Genomic DNA, 18,134 nt, shown 5'->3' on the forward strand with positions numbered 1-18,134 from the left:
GATGAAGTTCGCATGGCTCCTGGCCCCCGACACCTACTGGGATGAGAAGAAGACCTTCATAACGGCGGCCCTGGAATCAGGGATAGACCACATAGTGGACACCGCCGATTCCGGGAGGATAAAGAAGCTCGGTAACCTGACCCTCATCTCCCCTGATGAGGACGCGGATATAGTACTTGTAGGTAGGGATGGTGAGGGTGACGGGACCCTTGAACTCCCGGAGACCCTTGAGTACTCAAGGGACATTGAAATGGCATCAGAACTCAGTGAAAGTGGAAGACAGGTTGCAGCCTACGTGGAGATAAGGAGCAAGGCCCATGAGGAGCTTGCCAGGAGGCTCGGGCGCGTCGTTGACTACCTCATACTGGTGGGTGAGGACTGGAAGATCATCCCCCTGGAGAACATAATCGCAGACCTGCAGGAAGAGGATGTTAAACTCATCGCCGCGGTGGCTGACGTGGACGAGGCCCGGGTTGCCCTTGAAACCCTTGAACACGGAACCGACGGTGTCCTCATAGAACCGGCAGACATATCCCAGATAAAGGACATTGCAGCCCTCCTTGAGAATATTGAAAGCGAGACCTACGAACTTAAACCCGCCACCATAACCCGCATCGAGCCCATCGGATCAGGTGACAGGGTCTGCGTGGACACATGCTCCATAATGGGGATAGGCGAGGGCATGCTTGTGGGTAGCTACTCACAGGGACTGTTCCTGGTGCACAGTGAATCCCTTGAAAGTGAGTATGTGGCATCAAGGCCCTTCCGTGTCAATGCGGGTCCTGTACAGGCCTACGTCATGGTGCCCGGTGGCAGGACCAGGTACCTCTCGGAACTTGAAACCGGCGACGAGGTCATCATAGTGGACAGGGATGGCAGATCACGCTCCGCGATTGTGGGGAGGGTGAAGATCGAAAAGAGGCCCCTGATGCTCGTTGAGGCAGAGTATGAAGGCATGAAGGTCAGGACACTCCTCCAGAACGCCGAGACAATAAGGCTCGTGAATGATAAGGGTGAACCGGTATCTGTAAGTGAACTGGGTGAGGGTGACAGGGTCCTGGTCTACTTCGACGAATCCGCCAGGCACTTCGGGATGGCCATAAAGGAGACCATAATCGAGAAATGATGGTGTGTGAAGGAAGCCATGCCCCGCTACAGAAAGGGATAAAATGTACCATGTGAAGTTGATAGGGCCCTCCGAGAAGGATGAAGTACTCGCTGAACTCTCAGATCTGAGGTTATTTGAGAGGAAGGCCAACCTGCACGGTGCCTGTGTCAAGCTACTGACCGATAACATCTCATTCAAGGAGGAATGGGAGGCTAACTTCAAATTCATGAGCGACGATGTGAGGCCCCATGCAAAGGTATTCGCAATCTCAGATGGCGGGGACCTTGAGGTGCTCTACGAGCCGGTATCAAAAACCGTGATAATCAGGAACTGCGACTACTATGGCTGGGTTAAGAGCATAGCCCTTGCAGCGGTCTCAGACTTCTTCGAGGAGTATCACTCAGAGCATCGCCGCTACTCTGTCCACGGTTCAGCCCTTGACAGGAAGGGGGATGGTCTGGCCATCATCGGCCCACCCGGGACAGGGAAGACGACCCTCACCTACGGCCTCCTCCTTGATAGGGACTACAGCTACATATCAGATGACTGGTTCTTCACCCGCCTCTTTGAGAACGGCGTCCTGGTATACGCCTCAGAAAAGAACTCCTACATAAGGGATGACATCGGGGATGTCTGGGGCGAGTACTCGGATATCATAAGATCTGTTAAACTTGACAGCATGGGGAGGGGCGTCGCAGATGTGGGCATGCTCTTCAGGGACAGGATAAGGGACTCCACCACCCTCAAAAGGGTCGTGCTCCTTGAGAGAAACCCTGCAAACCCTCCACTCAGGAGGCTGAATGCCAGGGAGGGCCTGGAGTACATGGCCGGAAACGACTTCTGCAACCCCCACCAGCTCATACGGGATGAAAGGAAAACAGGACTCAGGAGGGACTTCTTCATGGAACTCTTCAGCAGGGTGGATCTGTACATCCTCAACACCATCGAAACACCCAGGGAGAGCCTTGAAAGGCTCAGAAGCCTTGAACATAGTGGGGAGGTTAAGCAATGAAGGTCAGAGCATTCCTTGCAGTTGACCTCGATGAGGGACTGCGGGACCATGTATCCAGGATACAGGATACCCTCAAATCTGCGGATGCCCAGGTCAAATTCGTTGAACCAGAGAACCTGCACTTCACCCTCAAGTTCTTCGGTGATGTTGGTGAGGGTAAGCTCAGGAGGATAGAGAATGTGGTGAGGGACACCCTCCGAGGCTATGAGCCCTTTGAAATCAGCATAAGGGGGGCTGGTGTCTTCCCGAACCCCAGATACATACGTGTGGTCTGGCTAGGAGTTGAAAACCCTGAAACCTTCTCAGATCTTCAGAGGAGCCTTGACATGGAATTCGTGAAGATGGGGTTCCGTCCTGAGAGGGACTACGTACCCCACCTCACAGTAGGGAGGGTTAAGGGACCGAGGAACAGGGATAAACTCGCTGAGCTCATAGGGGAACTTCAGAACGTTGAGGTCGGATCAATGAGGGTCAGTGAGGTGTCCCTCAAGAGGAGTGAACTCACACCTGCAGGGCCAATCTACACTGATATGGAGGTCTTCAGACTTTGAGGTTCTGATCCGACCCCATGAGTGGCAGAAAATTTTTTGATTCATGACCACTGATATGGATAGCCGGTGCACTCTCACTCCGGTCCCTATCCCGGATTTAGTTTATCTGCAGTTTACCTCAATTCTTTATGGTGATGATTTATGACCACAGACTGCAGCAACATACTCAAAACCATAAAACCCGACGGTGATGATGATTTATGACCACAGACTACAGCAACATACTCAAAACCATAAAACCCGACGGTGATGATGATTTATGACCACAGACTACAGCAACATACTCAAAACCATAAAACCCGACGGTGATGATGATTTATGACCACAGACTACAGCAACATACTCAAAACCATAAAACCCGACGGTGATGATGATTTATGACCACAGACTACAGCAACATACTCAAAACCATAAAACCCGACGGTGATGAATACCGGAGGGTCATGGAACTATCAGACAGTCTCGTTGAGTGCCTGAATGGACTCGCAGAGGAACAGGGAATAGACGCCGAGGCCGTCCTCGTGGGTTCAGTTGCCAAGGGGACCTGGCTTTCAGGTGCTGCAGACATTGACATATTCATACACTTTCCCCTCACGACCTCAGAGGATGAGCTCAAGGAGAATGGTCTCAGACTCGGCTATGGATGCATAGAGAGGTTCAGTGGTGAAGCCGAGGAGAGATACGCATCCCACCCCTATGTAACCGGTTACATTGACGGCTATGAGGTGGACTTTGTCCCCTGCTACCGGATAGATGATGCATCCATGCTAAGGTCGGCCGTTGATCGGACCATACTCCACACAAGGTACATACAGGAGAACCTCAGGGATGAGCAGAAGGATGACGTGCTCCTCCTTAAGCAGTTCATGAAGTCAACAGGGACCTATGGTTCAGAGTTCCGTGTTGGTGGCTTCGCAGGCTACCTTGCCGAGCTGCTGGTGCTCTGCTACGGCGACTTTGAGGGAGTCCTCGAGGGCGCCCTTCAGTGGAGGCCCGGATACATAATAGACCTTGAGGGCCACGGGACAGGCAAGGGATTCGAGGATCCCCTGGTGGTGGTTGACCCTGTTGATAGAAACAGAAACGTTGCAGCGGCCCTGACACTCCAGAGGATGGCTGAATTTGTAACCGCATCCCTGAACTTCCTGGGAAACCCGGGCCCAGAGTACTTTCAACCCCCCAGATACTCCACAGATGCCGCTGAAATAACCGGGACCCTCAGATGCAGGGGTTCAAGGGTCATCGTCATCTCAACGGGAGTCCCGGATGTACCCTCAGATGCCCTCTACCCCCAGCTGAGGAAGACCCTTGATTCTGTGGTTAAGAACCTTGAGGCGGAGGGTTTCTCTGTCCTGGGAGCTGACTACTGGAGTGATGAGAGCAGATCGGCATTTATGGTCCTTGAGATGGATGTATGGGAGCTCCCCTCCTACCGGAAGAGGTATGGTCCCCCTGTATGGTCCCGGCGCCACAGGGAGAGATTCCTCAGGAAGCATGAGAGGGTCTGGGTTGAGGGATCCAGGCTCACCATCGAATCCCCCAGGAGGCACAGATCAGCAGTTTCATATCTGAGGGACCTGCTTTCAAAGCCGGATAGGCTGAGGATGGGTAAACACGTAGGGGCGGAGATCAGGAGGGGCTTCAGTGTTGATCTCCTTGATGATGTAATTGGAGAAGCTGAAAAGGAATTTCTTGAGTTCATGGATGCATTCCTGAACCCCTGGAAGGCCCTTGAAAGATGATCCCTTAACCCCTATTATCTACTGACCTATCCCCTCTCCTCCACAAACCTCGGGACAGCGCTCTTAAGGGGGTCAAAGGTCTCAGGATTTTTAACCTCCATGCAGATCATGCTGACCTTTGAGTGCAGTGATGTTGGGAGTCTCAGTATCCTCTTGAGGTCAATGGTCACCTTGGCATCAAGCATCCTCATGTTAATCTTCGATATCCCCTTAACAAGTCTCGGGTAAACCCTGGGACCTATCACTGACCTGAACTCCCCCCACCTGTCCTCAAGTATGAGGTCCCTGTTCCTGACTGCAGTCTTAACTGTCCTCGCGGTGACATCCTCGATATCCTCATCACCCCTCAGGTGAAGAAGCACATGCCTTGCCCTCTCAGTGAATACCCTGTGATATCCCAGTGGTATGGAGAAGTGCTCCATTTCATAGGATGATACCCCATCAGTAAACTTCCTCCGCGGCTCCCTTGCACCCGCGGTGTACCTCAGTATCTCAGCCCTCACCTCCGAGCCGAGCTCCATGACCTCAGGGTCGAGGACCCTAACATGGTAGCCCCTCCCAGAGTATATGACATGGATGTCGTCCAGGCCCAGGTCCCCCCTCAGGGTGTCAACCATCATGAGGACCAGTTCCCTTGCCTCATCAAGGCATGTGGGGCACACCCCCTCACAGTCACATGACCTCACAGGGAGGTCCTTGGCATCAACATCGAATATGAGTTCGGACCGCTGCCACCCCTTCCTCTTTCCAGGTTCCCTGTAGAACGCCACCGAGGAGTATGCTGCGAATGGGTAACGGACCCTCATGAACCTTGACAGGCTCCTCTCATCCCTGAAGGTCCTGTACCTGTCACTGGGTCCCCTGCCATTGTGGTCGAACCCGAATTCCCTCATATGGAGGTTATCAGCTATGAAGTCAGGGAGGTCCCTGACATTCCATTCCTCACGGTAGTACCTCTTCCTCTCAAGGGGTGTTGCCGGTTCGAACATGTATTATTCCTCCTTCTCCCCGCTTGATCTGAGCTTCCACCTCTTCCTGTTGTAGTAGGTCAGTGGATTGGAGATGCTGCTGCAGAGTTTATCAGGTCTGCAGAGGTCCGGGAGGTGTATTTTGATCTTCTCACAGCTCATGGGTGTGTACCATTTGCTTTCGCCCTCATTTTCCAGTTCAGGCATGTCATGGACACCGAAGCCCAGCTTCGCAGTTATGTTCAGTTTCTCCTGTGGATCGTCCTCAAAGAGGGGTGGTTCGCATCTATCAGCGGCATCATAGATCACCGGCAGGATCTCCCCCAGGGTTATCCTGAGGTCAGGGTCAAGGTCAGAGACCTTCATGGGGGTCCTGTCCCTGAAGACCGATGGGTATAGACGTGCATAGGATATGAAGGACGTTAGAAGGAGCACTATGGCGTCGTTCCTGTTACCGGACTTAACCCCATCCAGTGTCCCCCTTATGCATGGCGGGAAGGCCTCCGGGACAAGCTTACCGGGTCTTGCAGATTTAACAGGGCCCCCTGTGAATGACATTATCCTCTCAACGGTCTCCCTTATCCTTTCTGCTGTTTCAAGTATCAGGGGGTGGACCTCCACCGTTGAACTCATCTCCCTGACCCTCCCTATATACTCCTCTGTCCTCTGCATTATCATGCGGGATATCATCGTCTCCCTGACCTCAAGACCTACGAGGATGTCGTAGAGCCTGTCAGGACTCCTGTCCCTTATACTGTCCTGGAAGCTCGTTATGAATTCGTCCCTGTCTATTATGACCCTCCCCCTCTTGAGGATGAGGTCTGTGAGCTTCAGTTTCCCTGAACCCAGGAGGTCGGCCAGCTCCGTCCACCTGAGGCCCTCTGAACCCAGTTCATAGAGAACATCAGCTATGATATCCTCCCTTTCACTCCCGAGGACGTTGAGGCGGTCCTCCACCATGGCCCCTGCAGACTCAACCACCAGCCTCGCCTCCCTTGAGGCCTTCATGAATCCAGCGCCTGCTGCCTGGGCAAGGATATAGAAGGCCAGCACATCGTACTCCTCAATCTCAGGGTTCATCAGGTAGGCGTAGTCCCTGTGGTTGAAGTCCTTCCTCTGTCTCCTGAGGTACCATTCCAGGCGTTTAACTGCAAGTTCAGCTATGCTGCCCGGGAGGAGAGAATTGTCTGCAAGGTTCTGTCCGCGTGTGCGCCTCCCTATCTCAAGGAGCTCATCCCTTGTATCGGCTATGGTGTCCAGTGATCCGTATTTCCTCACGATTTCCCTGGCATCCTCTGAGAAGGGGTTTATGAAGAGTGAAGATACCATGTTTAAATCTTATACCGGTTGACCCATAAAGGTATCGAAGTGTCCCATCACATCGAAGCGCAGTTTTGGGCATGCTGATCTGGCCTTGAGGTTGCAGTTTCCCTGAATCCAGTACCTCAGGGGCGTGTTGCCCTGATTATGACCGCAAGACATGGACTCAAATAAATTTATATAGAAGTAAACCGTAAATTAAACTGGATTTAATTGCCTTAAATCGACCCGTCTTATTCTGATCTGGTTCATGATTCAAGGAGGAGTTTGAGTTGAGTAAAGTATTTATCACCTGCGCACTTCCATATGCCAACGGCCCCACGCATCTCGGTCATCTGAGGTCAACCTACATACCTGCAGACATATATGTAAGGTACCGGAGACTCAGGGGCGATGATGTCCTCTTCGTCTGCGCCACCGATGAACACGGGACTCCCATAGCCGTGAAGGCAGAGGCCGAGGGCAGGACCCCCCTGGAGGTCGCCACCCGCTACCATGAGATGATAAGGGGGGACCTTGAGAGGTGTGACATATCCTTTGACAGCTTCACCAGGACCACAGATGATCTCCACCACGAGATAGCCCAGAAATTCTTCCTTAAACTCTACAAGAAGGGCTTCATATACGAGAAGGACATAAAACAGCTCTACTGTGGGGACTGCCAGCGATTCCTCCCGGACAGGTACGTTGAGGGCACCTGCCCCTACTGTGGAAGTGAGGGTGCGCGTGGAGACCACTGCGAGGGCTGCGGAAGGCACCTCGAGCCGCTCCAGCTTGAGGATCCGCGTTGCATGGTCTGCGGGTCAGAGCCAGAGGTCAGGGACTCCCGGCACTACTTCTTCCGCCTGAGCCAGTTCCAGGATGAAATCAGGGAGTGGATCGAGGGCTCAGAGATGCCATCAAATGTGAGGAACTACGCCCTCCAGTGGCTCCGCGAGGGCCTGAAGGACTGGATACTCACAAGGGACATGGATTGGGGTGTCCCGGTACCCCTGGAGGGGAACGATGGTAAGATCATATACGTGTGGGGTGAGGCCTTCCTTGGCTACATCTCATCTGCAGCCGCCTGGAGCAAAAAAACCGGGAGGGACTGGAGGGAATACTGGGACTCCGGCGCCCTCCACTTCATCGGAAAGGACATAATATACCACCACGCCATATTCTGGCCAGCCCTCCTCATGGCCTATGGCTGCAGGACCCCTGAGAACATAATAGCCGGCGAATACCTCTCACTTGAGGGCCAGAAGATGTCCACCAGTAAAAACTGGGTGGTCTGGACATCAGACTTCCTTGAAAGGTTTGACAGGGACCTCCTCAGGTACTACCTCACCGTCAACGCACCACTCACCAGGGACACTGACTTCTCCTGGGACGACTTCCAGAGGAGGGTCAACGATGAACTGGCCGATGTCCTCGGGAACTTCCTCCACAGGACCTTCTCATTCACGGGCAGGTTCTTTGACGGGAGGGTCCCGGCTGCAGGTGAACTTACAGCTGAGGACCAGGAATTCCTTGAATCAATCAGGACAGCCCATGACACCGTCGGTGAACTCCTGGATAAATTCCAGTTCAGGGATGCCCTGATGCACATAATCAAACTTGCCAAGATGGGTAACAAGTACTTCAATGACCAGGAACCCTGGAAGGCCGTTAAGGAGTCACCCGCCAGGGCTTCAACCTGCCTCCACCTCTGCAATCTCCTGGCAGCCAACCTCGGGAAACTCCTGAGGCCCTTCATGCCATCAGCAGCAGGCAGGATACTCTCCATCATGAACCTGGAGGATGAACCCTGGGGATTCCATGAACTCGAAGAGGGACAGGTGATAGAGAGGGCGAAGCCCCTCTTCTCCAAGATACCCGACGAGGCAATTGAGGAGGAGAAAGCAAAACTCATTGAGGAGGATGATGAAGTGGAAACCGTGACAATCGACGACTTCGCAAGTATGGACATAAGGGTTGGCGTGGTAAGGTCAGCCGAACGAATAGAGGGATCAGACAAACTCCTGAAGCTCATGATAGACGTGGGTGAGAGGGAGATGCAGGTTGTTGCAGGACTTGCAGAGAAATACAGCCCCGAAGACCTTGTTGAGAGGAAGGTTACAGTGCTTGTGAACCTCAAACCCGCGAAACTCTTCGGTGTGAAGTCAGAGGGTATGGTCCTTGCAACAGGAGAATCCCTCAACCTGCTCGACCCCGGGGACGCCGGAGTCGGGGAAAGGATAAGGTGACTGGAAGGCCCTGTACCCTGTGTCTGGAGAATGATAAATGAATGAATCAGGTCTCATTGCAAGGTCAGAGAGGTTCCTTGAGAGCATAAAGGACAGGAAGGTTTCACTGGATGATTTAAAGTCCGTGGAAGGATTCATTGACCTGTACACCTACCTGAGAGGGAACCTCGAGGAACTTCAGGATCTCAAGGAGGCCATGGAGCTGAGGGGATTCAAGTATCCCTTCAGGTCAATATCAGGGTACAGCAGTCAGTACTCCCCTGAAATCGCTGAGGACGTCCATGATATTAAAAGGCACGCCCAGTACTTCCGGATGAAGGCCTCTACAAAGAAGAACCTCCTTGACAGGGTGAACTCCGCCATCTCATCCCACAGGATAGCCCTCGGAAACCTTGAGGAGTACGCCCTCCTGCGGTGCCCTGACTGCTCAAGGTCCCTCCGGCTTTCTGAGGTCGAATACCAGGACGTCCTGGATGGTGTGACGTGCCCATGTGGCTCAGGTATGATGGAGATTGAATTCAGCGGATCTGCCATCTGCCGGCCTGAAATAATACCCCACCTCCCCCTCTCAGGTGACTACATGGTCAAGATGTCAGAGCTGAGCCTCTGGGCCAGGAAGGCCTTCAAGAAGATAATGAGGCTCTTCAAGAACGAGAAGAAGGGGGCTGTGAGATCAGCCACCCTCGTGATAAAGGTCCTTGAGGATGGGAGGTGGATAAGAAGGCGCATAACCATTGACAGTGACGATGACGACTATGAGAGGATGCTGAGGCAGAGGTACGGTCCAAACGTGAGGATAGAACTGATACAGTTCCACAGGAAGAAATCCAGCATAATAAATGATCGCTACACCAGGACTGCCCTGGCCCTGGGATACGCCGGCCTGTCACATGACATAATAATGGATATAGAGGAGAGGGTCTACACTGAGAAGCTGCGGGACTATGATGCCGTGAAGAGATACAGGAGGATACTTTTCGAGGCCAGGACCTATTCACCTGATCTGAGGCTCTCAGAGGAGGAACTGCAGGAGGTGAGGGTCCAGAAGATGCACGCTCTACTTCATGAGGCAGGTCTCGGGGACGCCAGGGGCAGGTTGAACCGGGAACTCAGGGAGGACCTTGAGGTGATGGAGGAGGTTAAGCGGGAGCTCTTCAGGGATGTTCCCGTGAACCTCGTCCTCTGGGACGTTGCCCTCTACTACCTGGGCACGTCACTGGACAGAAGGTCAAAGCACTCAGGACCCTTCCCGAACCTGCGGCCGGTCCTTGACAGGAGCCAGGTGAGGACCTTCGATGAGCTCAGCAGGGACGCTGTGGATCTGCTCAATACATGCTGGGAGGGGGGAATGGTCTACATCGATAAACTCGGGGATGTTCTCCTTAAGAAGTTTGAGATCGAGGATAAGATGAAGGGACTCCACATGAAACCGAACCCGCTCGCCTTCGGTGCCGCTGTGCTCCACATGGAGGGTGAAGCTGACATTGAAACCTGCGCTGAGATCTTCCATGTCAGTGTGGAGGAGGTTGTTGAGGAGAAGAGGAACATAGAGAACCTGGGTAAACCCTCAACGGACCGTGCAAAGATGTTCCTAAATCTCATAAAAGGTGATTGATCCCATGGCAGAGAAAATTCACGTGAATCAGCCGCTGACCTCAAGGAGGATAATAGAACTCCTTGAGAAGAACCCTGACCTCAAGGAGATCACCTGCCCAATAAGTATCTATCACCGGACCTCAAGAAGGTACCTTGATGCCCTTGAGGAACTTGGAGTTAATGTGAGACCTGTGAAGAGAATAGGAAGACCGCGGAAGTACACAGATAAGGATGTTAAGCTGGTTCAGAGCCTCCTGAAGGAGGGTAAAACTCCAAAGCAGATTTCCGGGATTACGAACATACCCCTCAAAACGGTATACTACCTCAAGGGTGACATCAAACTAAAGAGGGGTAAGAAGAGGAAGTATGACAGGAACACCCGTCTCAGGGTCCGTGAGATGGCCAGGAATGGTATGCCTGCAAGGAAGATCTCAAAGGACCTTGGGATACCCCTCAGAACAGTCTATTACATTCTGAAGAACGGCTGACTGAAGACTAGAGGTTACGTTAAGATGGATTACCAGTTATGATCCTCTGAAGAACGGCTGATGAAAACCAAAAATGTATAAACCATATGGTTTTAATGAAAAACTATAACCCGCCACATCACATGCCAGATTATGTTTATGGTGATTTCCATGGTTCTGAAACTTACCCTTGAATATTCATCTGTGCTACTCGTGTCACTGATATGCTGTATAATAGCCTTCACATCCACCTACACGGTGATGCCACGCCTCATAAATAAGCTGAAGGAGGCCAATGTTGTCGGTAATGACATACACAAAATCTCAAAGCCCATAGTGGCTGAGATGGGTGGTATCGGGATACTCTTCGGCTTCACGATAGGGATGTTCATAGGTATGTGCTTCTTCCCTGAACTCCAGTACGAGCTCATGGTGACCCTCCTTGTCATACTCCTTGTCGGCATTGTTGGAATGGTGGACGACCTTGTGAGGCTCTCGTCACGTGAAAAACTCTTCCTGCTCTTCCTTGCGGGTCTTCCCATAATCTGGGTTGCCCCTCCGAAGGTCGGGATACTCTACATGATCATGATGCCGGTAGCCGTTTCAATAGCTTCAAACCTGACCAACATGCTGGCTGGGCTGAATGGTATCGAATCAGGGCTCGGTTCAATTGCAATGACGGCCCTCACAGCCTCATGTATAATAATGGGCAAGTATGATGTCTCAATAATAACCATGGCCATGCTGGGGGCCCTCCTGGCATTCCTCATGTACAACAGGTACCCATCAAGGGTGTTCCCTGGTGACGTTGGAACACTGATAATAGGTGCCTGCATAGCATCGGTTGCATTCATAGGGAGGGTTAAGATAATAGCCCTCATAGTCCTGCTACCGAATATCATAGATGGGATTCTGAAATTCTACAGTGCAGGTGTCGTTGAGAGGCACAGACACAGGCCCACAGAAATTGCAGAGGATGGTAAACTCATAGCACCCCCGGAGGGCTTCAACTCACTTATAAGGTGGATACTGAGGAGGCCGATGACCGAGAAGAAGGTCGTCATGATAGTGTGGTCCATAGGGATATTCTTCGGGTTCCTTGGGGTACTGCTGGCATTTATACTTCCACTTGACCCCTTCTAACGTTAGAGTCACTAAAAACTGTATAATGTGTTCAGAAGTTCAAGGGTAACTGACTCCAGTTCCTTCTCATCGAGCTTCGGGAGTATCTCAACTGCGGCCCTGAAACTGGATGCAACACCATCAGCATTATTCCCTATGAAGTCAAGGGTCCCGAGGAGTACCAGGGTTACTGCAAGGCCAAGCTCATTATTTGTTTTCCTGAAGAGCGCCTCAGCCTTTTTAAGGTATCTCCGGGACTCATCAAAGTCCTCATTTTTAAGGGAATAAAGGCCAAGGACTAGCTGGAGTGATGCCTCGGTGGATGTGTCACCTATATCCCTGGCAATCTGGTAGGCCTCCCTTATCTGTGAGATTGAGTCCTCATAGGAACCTGACTCATAGAGTGTTAGGGACTGGACACTGTCAACCAGCCTGTTAAGCAGGGGTTCAATGACCTCAAGGTCAACCTCCGGCATCCCGGATTCGGACTCCTCCCGGAGCCTGTTGATGCTGGCTATATCCATGGCCTCCCTGATCTTTTCAACCTCCTTGATCTTCTCCCTTAGATCTGCCCTTAGAGGTGAGTTAACTGATGTGTAGATTCTGAGGGCCTCCATGAAGTATTCCATGGCGGTCTTAACCTTTCTATCACTGAGGTAGACATCACCCATGGAGTCAAGGGCAAAGGCCATGAGTTCCTCGTCATTCATTTCAGAGGCCACCCTGTAGGCCCTTTCAAGGTAATCAAGGGCCTCGCGGGTATCACCCTCCTCGGCGTAGAATCCTGCTATCCTTACAAGGGTGTCAAATTCTTCCTCCAGAAGATCTTCAAGTTTTCGAAGATACTTCTCAAGTGATTCACCCTCATCTTCACCCTTGAGAAAATCAAAGATTCCCAGAACAGCAAATATCATCATCATAGCCCCGGAGATTTATATAATAGTATTATTTCGGTCCAGATTTAAATACATATTTCCCGGCGGATGTAATAGCCAGTCCAGATTTAAATACTCCCGGGAGACAGGAAACCCCGGTATTTTCTGATATGGGTGATTATAAAGATGGGTTCAATTGCCCTTCATGTGATCATCCCACTGTAATGCCCTGATCCGTTATCCTGTAGGGTGCCTCCATCCTTTCACCATCCATTACAGCGGATATCACGGCTCCATCCATCTGGATGTGCACATCAAAGAGGCCGGGTATCTCCTCCTCTATATCCTCATCAGCAACACCGGCTGTGTATGTCACAAGTGCGATGCCGCCCGCGTCCCTCACACGGTCATTGTAGGCCTTCAGGACCCTCAGAACAAGTTTTGGGGGGTTGAATGCCAGTAGAATGGATGCTGAGTCAAACACGGATACCATGGTGCCCTCCTCCTGGTAGAGGCTCCTCGTCGATATCCCCACCTTCACCATGAGGTCAGTTGTGTTCTGGAGGGCTGAGTACCTCACGTTTCCAGAGTCCTGGGGTTTACCACCTGCAAGACCTGTCGGGAGGTCTATCACATGAAGTTTATCTGCTAGGGACTGGATGAACCAGTTGAAGGCCATGGTGTTCCTCTGAAGATCCCTGTAACCGTATTCAGCCGCTATGAAAAGGCAGGGGTTCCCTCTCTGGAGTGCCCGGTAGGTGAACTCTGTTGCAAGTACTGTCTTACCAACCTTGGGGGGGCCTGTTAACAGCATCAGGTGCCCTGGCTCAAGTTCGCCGAGAACAGCGTCAAGACCCGCTATACCTGTGCTGTAGTTTTCGCTCATGTTATCCCTCGTGGACCACCCTAATGCCTGAATCGTCTATGGTGTAGGGGGCGCTGACCCTGCCTGTTCCCACCATCGCCTCAACTGTAAGTTCGGATCCATCGAGGTGTATGATGTTATCAACAACCGCCTTGAGCATGGTCTCCACCTTCAGATCAGCCGAACCCTCGGTGTAGGTCACCACAGCTGTTCCACCGGCTTCCTTGATCCTCATTATGTAGGCTGTAAGAACACGGACTATCAGCATCTCATCATTGAAGGCCATGAGGGTTGTGAGGGAGTCAAGGACCGACCTGAACATGGTGTAACGGTTCGTGATGTTCCTTATGGCAACCCCGAGCTTCACCATAATATCTGTGGGGTTGTGGACCGATGAGGAGAAGTATGTGCTGCCCTCATCAGCTGCAGGACCTGATATGCTGGATATGGCGTCTATCACATAGAGGAGTTCTTTCTCCATGTATGATTCAGGGTCCATGCCAAGCACAGCCATATTCCTTTTCAGGTCGGATAATCCGTAATCTGCAGATATGTAGAGGCACGGTTCATCCATCTCAGCCCCGCCGGCTGCAAACCCGTAGGCGAATATTGATTTACCTACCTTCGGTGGACCGTAAACCATGGTAACCGTGTTTTCAGGTATTGAAGCGCCCCCCATGAGTTCATCGAGGCCCCTTATCCCGGAAGGAATTCTGACAATCATTCAACCACCGTATAGAAGTCCTAGGAGAGTGTCGAGGGCCTCCATTACACCCCACCCCTCTGTCACCGAGGCGGGTACTATGGGGACGTCCTCTCCGAGTTTCATCTTCGCCCTTATCTCCTCAGGTGAAAGGGCTCCCGGAAGGTCCTGCTTGTTTGCAACAACGACCTTGGGTATGGCTTCGGCCCTTGTCTTCCTTATCATCTCCTTGGCCCTTGCGAAGCTCTCGGGTGCAGTTGAATCAATGAGTATGAATGCGCCCACAGCCTCCCTTGAGAGTACGTCAAGTATCATGTCAAATCTCTCCTGGCCCGGGGTCCCGAAGATATCCGCCATGAAGCCCTTATATTCAAGGTGGCCTATGTCCATTGCAATGGTTGTGGGGAATGCCGAGAGGGCCTTCCTGTCCACCGAGACAGACTTCGTGGCTATTGCCCTGACGAAGCTTGACTTCCCGGAGTTGTAGGGGCCTGTTACAAGTATCTTCGGTACATAGACCTTAACGCCCCCTGGCTGGACAACAAAAAAGAGTACCATGGTTGATGGGGGCTCTGACCAGGCTGAATTGGCCACCATGAAGCCCTGCCCGATGATAACCCTCTCCTCGATGGTCCTGAGATTCACGACACAGTCCATGCTCTCCCTGAGCTTATCAATGAGTTCATGTTCATAGTCCCACTCGGTGAAGAGGTAGACGAGGTTCACATCCAGTTCAGAGGCCTTCCTGTTCCAGGCTTCAACTATCTCAAGGGTGTCACCGTTGCCAAGGTAGTCTATAATGACTGAGAGATTGTTTATTATCCCAACACCGCCTGGTATATCATCTATGGCGTTAAGAACAACATCCTTTATCTCAGAGTAGTCATTAACAGTGTAACGCTGATCTGATGGCATCCCGAGGAATGGTGAGCTACCATCTACAAAGAAAAGGTTCCCATTTTCAATATGTGACTCTATATCCCAGCCATAGGATCTGAATTCATATATTATACTCTCAGGTTCCTCAACATTTGTGAATATGAAACCACTTGTCCCCTCATCCAGGCGGCCGTTTAGCATCTGGTAACCGAATGCCTCATAGTCAACACCCGGGGATGCTGAGAACATGATGGAGGCTCCCTCCTTCACCCCGCCGCCCAGAAGGTCGTCGAGCTTCGGAATGTATGTCTTATGCATGTTCACATCTCCCTGAGGATTTCATCCACCTGTGCTGCACGTGAATCCATCTCAAATAGCAGAAGCCCGAGCTGGGCCTCTGGTTCTGCCAGGGCCGTGAATATGGCCTTCTCCCCTGCAGGTTTGAGTATGATTATCCCCTTCTCGGTCCTCACGGTTATCTCAGAAACAGTTCCTGTGTTCATCTGACCTGAAGCTGCCTCTGCAGCACCCATTATCGTTGAACAGAGGGCTGAGAATATCCTTGCATCAACATCCGGAGGTGTCCTTGCATTTATGAGCAGCCCCTCCTTTGAAACAATACCCGCAGCCCTTATCTGACCCACCTGCATAAAGGCAGATAGAACATCATCCAGCTTTTCCTTCTTTGTCTTGGTCATCAATACACCCCAGTAACCCTGTGACCGGTTATCATAAGCCGCAACCCCTGTGAGGAGTATTACAGATTAATTATGTTACTGGCCACTTATATCCCTTTAGATTTTGTCCTCTCAGTTACTGGTCACTTATATCCTATTCAGTTATCTCACTGCACCCAGATGGCCTCTGATGTTGTGAACACATAGTGATCTGAAAAGGCAGGGTTATGGTAGGTGTTTGTGAGGTTCTCTGTGCCGAAGGTCCTTGAGATGGATCTCCTGATGCAGAAGTTAACACGGTCGGAGATGGACTCCCTCAGGGATGGTTTCATGGGTGGACCCGATAGCCAGGCCCTTAGACGGAATTTTCTCCTCCCATAGGTGCTGCTGTAGCCATCTTCAATCAGTTCAACCCTCACAACCCTCACACTGGATGGTTCAAGGAGTTCCGGCTTCAGTGACTGGTACTCATCAAAGGTGACACCCGGGTACACAGCGATGGTGTCGGTGAAGGCTCCCTCAGATGCCCCGGTCCTTGCAGCTGAGTGTGCCTCCATCAGTTCAAGCTGTAACTGTATCTGTCCTGCGAATATCAGTGCCAGGAGCACTGAGAAGCCGGCCAGCATCATGTACTCTGCTGCAGCCTGACCCCTGCCGGACCCTGGATTATTAGATATGAAAGTATGCACCTGGCACCCTCCTCAGCTCGCTCCTGAGATCATGATAACCGTCCGGTTATTCCGGGGCGTGTTCCTGATGGAGTACCTCCCACCGGGTTCAAGGTAAACCAGGGTCCTGCCATAACCATCAGCAACAACCACCGGGTAAATGCTGGAGAAGGCCCTCTGGCCGTCTGCCCAGCCATAGACCCCGCTTGAGTTGACCAGCACCCTGTAGTCATCAGTGTGGTTGAGGCGCTCTGGTAGTTCCACCACCACCTCATGACCCGGTCCGCCTGCAGTGGCAAGGTTAACGGCCTCTGCCACATCGTCCAGGAGTATCCTCATCTCAAGGAGCCTCTCATCTGAGTAAACACCTTCAAGCCTTGCACCGGCAATCGATACCATCACTGATGCCAGCAGGAGTGTGAAGAAGAGCCAGGTTACTGTATCTGCTGTCACAACACCTTCTGAATCCATGGAAATTTATTAATAAATTTTATTATATAAATATTACTAACGCTGGTGTATTATAGGTTGATCTACATAGAGTGTAACATGTACTCCCTCGTGGTCTTCACTGGAGGCCCCCACAACTTCCATGAACTTGAGGAGTTCATTGAGGATGCAGGCGGTATCATAATACAGAGGGACACATTCAGTGTCCACCGCGGTCAGTATTTCCTGAGAAACGAGGTCAGGGTTCTCTGCATAATTCCCCGCTGCGATGAGGATGCCCTCACTGAAACAGCCCGCAGAATAAAGGGTGAGGTGGAGGGCCTTGATACCGACGATGAAACCAGAGACATGATTGAGTCCCTCATGGGGGTCTACGACCAGCTTGCAGGTGAAGCATCCTGGACAGCTGAAGATGAAATTGGAGTGGATGGGGGACTTCTCCATGAGATGGTGGAGATGGAGCTTCTGGAGGTAAGAAGCAGGAACGGGGTGAACGAGTACCGTCTTTCAGTACAGAAATGAACTGACTAAAACAGGCTAACCAGGAAGATGAAGTGCCCCTCCATGAACCTTATCCAGAGGATTCACCATACCCTTATAGTGGAGGACTTGAAATGACAGATGAAATAAAACAGCTCGTGATAGGTATAAGCAGGGAAGGAGAAATAATTGTAAGGAGCAACCGGGGCCGTATATACCCTGTTAAGGTGTCGGATGACCTTGATTTCAGCTGTGAGGACCTCTTCAGGAACCCTGATATGGAACTCTACGCCACCATCAACACCGAAACCCAGCCCTGGGAATGCGTATCCCTGGAATACGTTAAGCCATGATTCTAACCCCATCAATAATTTCTTTTTTATTTTGCACATTATATCCTGTTATTCTGATATCCAGATCCCT

The 18,134-nt window shown here is 51.6% G+C and carries 20 protein-coding genes; 10 read left to right on the forward strand and 10 right to left on the reverse strand.

All coding sequences use genetic code 11. From position 1 onward, the window contains the following. Position 1: 1 nt before the first annotated feature. The 4 genes from MTCT_RS02515 to cca all read left to right on the forward strand — a co-directional run bounded on the left by MTCT_RS02515 (position 2) and on the right by cca (position 4,413). Positions 2-1,126 carry a 3-dehydroquinate synthase II gene (locus MTCT_RS02515; protein WP_048060849.1) on the forward strand — a complete coding sequence of 375 codons (1,125 nt, stop codon included), beginning with the start codon at positions 2-4 and terminating at the stop codon, positions 1,124-1,126. A gap of 43 nt (positions 1,127-1,169) precedes the next feature. Further along, the gene (locus MTCT_RS02520; RefSeq protein WP_048175377.1) at positions 1,170-2,120 is read left to right on the forward strand and encodes a hypothetical protein; all 951 of its coding nucleotides are present in this window, start codon (positions 1,170-1,172) and stop codon (positions 2,118-2,120) included. Then, positions 2,117-2,671, forward strand: coding sequence for an RNA 2',3'-cyclic phosphodiesterase (thpR, locus tag MTCT_RS02525; RefSeq protein ID WP_010876222.1), 555 nt, complete (start codon positions 2,117-2,119; stop codon positions 2,669-2,671). Before MTCT_RS02520 ends, thpR begins: the two co-directional genes overlap by 4 nt. Before the next feature lie 377 nt (positions 2,672-3,048). Next, on the forward strand, positions 3,049-4,413 hold the full coding sequence (cca, locus tag MTCT_RS02530; RefSeq protein WP_048175378.1) for a CCA tRNA nucleotidyltransferase: 1,365 nt from the start codon (positions 3,049-3,051) through the stop codon (positions 4,411-4,413). A gap of 26 nt (positions 4,414-4,439) precedes the next feature. Here the strand turns inward: cca and priS are convergent, their stop codons facing one another. Genes priS through MTCT_RS09355 form a run of 3 tightly spaced genes read right to left on the reverse strand, consistent with a single transcriptional unit; the run spans position 4,440 to position 6,863 of the window. Then, the gene (priS, locus tag MTCT_RS02535) at positions 4,440-5,402 is read right to left on the reverse strand and encodes a DNA primase catalytic subunit PriS (protein WP_048175379.1); all 963 of its coding nucleotides are present in this window, start codon (positions 5,400-5,402) and stop codon (positions 4,440-4,442) included. Positions 5,403-5,405: 3 nt separating this feature from the next. Then, a complete protein-coding gene (locus MTCT_RS02540; protein ID WP_048175380.1) occupies positions 5,406-6,710 on the reverse strand; it encodes a DNA primase in 1,305 nt (434 codons plus the stop codon). Positions 6,711-6,719: 9 nt separating this feature from the next. Continuing rightward, positions 6,720-6,863 (reverse strand): hypothetical protein, encoded by a 144-nt coding sequence (locus MTCT_RS09355; protein WP_158498092.1) that lies wholly within the window; start codon positions 6,861-6,863, stop codon positions 6,720-6,722. A gap of 110 nt (positions 6,864-6,973) precedes the next feature. Between MTCT_RS09355 and metG the strand changes: the two genes are divergently transcribed. The 4 genes from metG (at position 6,974) to MTCT_RS02560 (ending at position 12,135) form a co-directional block, all read left to right on the forward strand. Beyond that, on the forward strand, positions 6,974-8,929 hold the full coding sequence (gene metG / locus MTCT_RS02545) for a methionine--tRNA ligase (protein WP_048175381.1): 1,956 nt from the start codon (positions 6,974-6,976) through the stop codon (positions 8,927-8,929). A gap of 37 nt (positions 8,930-8,966) precedes the next feature. Next, positions 8,967-10,544, forward strand: coding sequence for a DUF530 domain-containing protein (locus MTCT_RS02550; RefSeq protein ID WP_048175382.1), 1,578 nt, complete (start codon positions 8,967-8,969; stop codon positions 10,542-10,544). A gap of 4 nt (positions 10,545-10,548) precedes the next feature. Continuing rightward, positions 10,549-11,013, forward strand: coding sequence for a DUF1699 family protein (locus MTCT_RS02555; RefSeq protein WP_048175383.1), 465 nt, complete (start codon positions 10,549-10,551; stop codon positions 11,011-11,013). A gap of 150 nt (positions 11,014-11,163) precedes the next feature. Further along, entirely contained in the window at positions 11,164-12,135 is a 972-nt protein-coding gene (locus tag MTCT_RS02560; RefSeq protein WP_048175384.1) for a glycosyltransferase 4 family protein, read from the forward strand. A gap of 11 nt (positions 12,136-12,146) precedes the next feature. On the opposite strand, the gene MTCT_RS02565 is transcribed toward MTCT_RS02560, so the two are convergent. The 7 genes from MTCT_RS02565 to MTCT_RS02595 form a co-directional block, all read right to left on the reverse strand. After that, complete coding sequence (locus tag MTCT_RS02565; protein WP_231855343.1) at positions 12,147-13,031, reverse strand: tetratricopeptide repeat protein; 885 nt, start codon at positions 13,029-13,031, stop codon at positions 12,147-12,149. A 169-nt stretch (positions 13,032-13,200) separates the two neighbouring features. After that, complete coding sequence (locus MTCT_RS02570) at positions 13,201-13,875, reverse strand: RAD55 family ATPase (RefSeq protein WP_048175386.1); 675 nt, start codon at positions 13,873-13,875, stop codon at positions 13,201-13,203. 1 nt (position 13,876) lies between these two features. Further along, the gene (locus MTCT_RS02575) at positions 13,877-14,578 is read right to left on the reverse strand and encodes an RAD55 family ATPase (RefSeq protein ID WP_048175387.1); all 702 of its coding nucleotides are present in this window, start codon (positions 14,576-14,578) and stop codon (positions 13,877-13,879) included. Next, on the reverse strand, positions 14,579-15,754 hold the full coding sequence (locus tag MTCT_RS02580; protein WP_048175388.1) for an ATPase domain-containing protein: 1,176 nt from the start codon (positions 15,752-15,754) through the stop codon (positions 14,579-14,581). Between the two features lie 2 nt (positions 15,755-15,756). Then, positions 15,757-16,134: a roadblock/LC7 domain-containing protein gene (locus tag MTCT_RS02585; RefSeq protein ID WP_048060853.1), complete on the reverse strand. Its 378-nt coding sequence runs from the start codon at positions 16,132-16,134 to the stop codon at positions 15,757-15,759. 146 nt (positions 16,135-16,280) lie between these two features. After that, complete coding sequence (locus tag MTCT_RS02590; RefSeq protein ID WP_231855344.1) at positions 16,281-16,802, reverse strand: hypothetical protein; 522 nt, start codon at positions 16,800-16,802, stop codon at positions 16,281-16,283. A 12-nt stretch (positions 16,803-16,814) separates the two neighbouring features. After that, positions 16,815-17,252: a hypothetical protein gene (locus MTCT_RS02595; protein WP_048175389.1), complete on the reverse strand. Its 438-nt coding sequence runs from the start codon at positions 17,250-17,252 to the stop codon at positions 16,815-16,817. A gap of 57 nt (positions 17,253-17,309) precedes the next feature. Between MTCT_RS02595 and MTCT_RS02600 the strand changes: the two genes are divergently transcribed. Beyond that, on the forward strand, positions 17,310-17,753 hold the full coding sequence (locus MTCT_RS02600) for a methyl-coenzyme M reductase family protein (RefSeq protein WP_231855345.1): 444 nt from the start codon (positions 17,310-17,312) through the stop codon (positions 17,751-17,753). 92 nt (positions 17,754-17,845) lie between these two features. Then, on the forward strand, positions 17,846-18,064 hold the full coding sequence (locus MTCT_RS02605; RefSeq protein ID WP_048175391.1) for a hypothetical protein: 219 nt from the start codon (positions 17,846-17,848) through the stop codon (positions 18,062-18,064). Positions 18,065-18,134: the final 70 nt, after the last annotated feature.

The sequence above is a fragment of the Methanothermobacter sp. CaT2 genome, from assembly GCF_000828575.1.
Taxonomy (GTDB): domain Archaea; phylum Methanobacteriota; class Methanobacteria; order Methanobacteriales; family Methanothermobacteraceae; genus Methanothermobacter.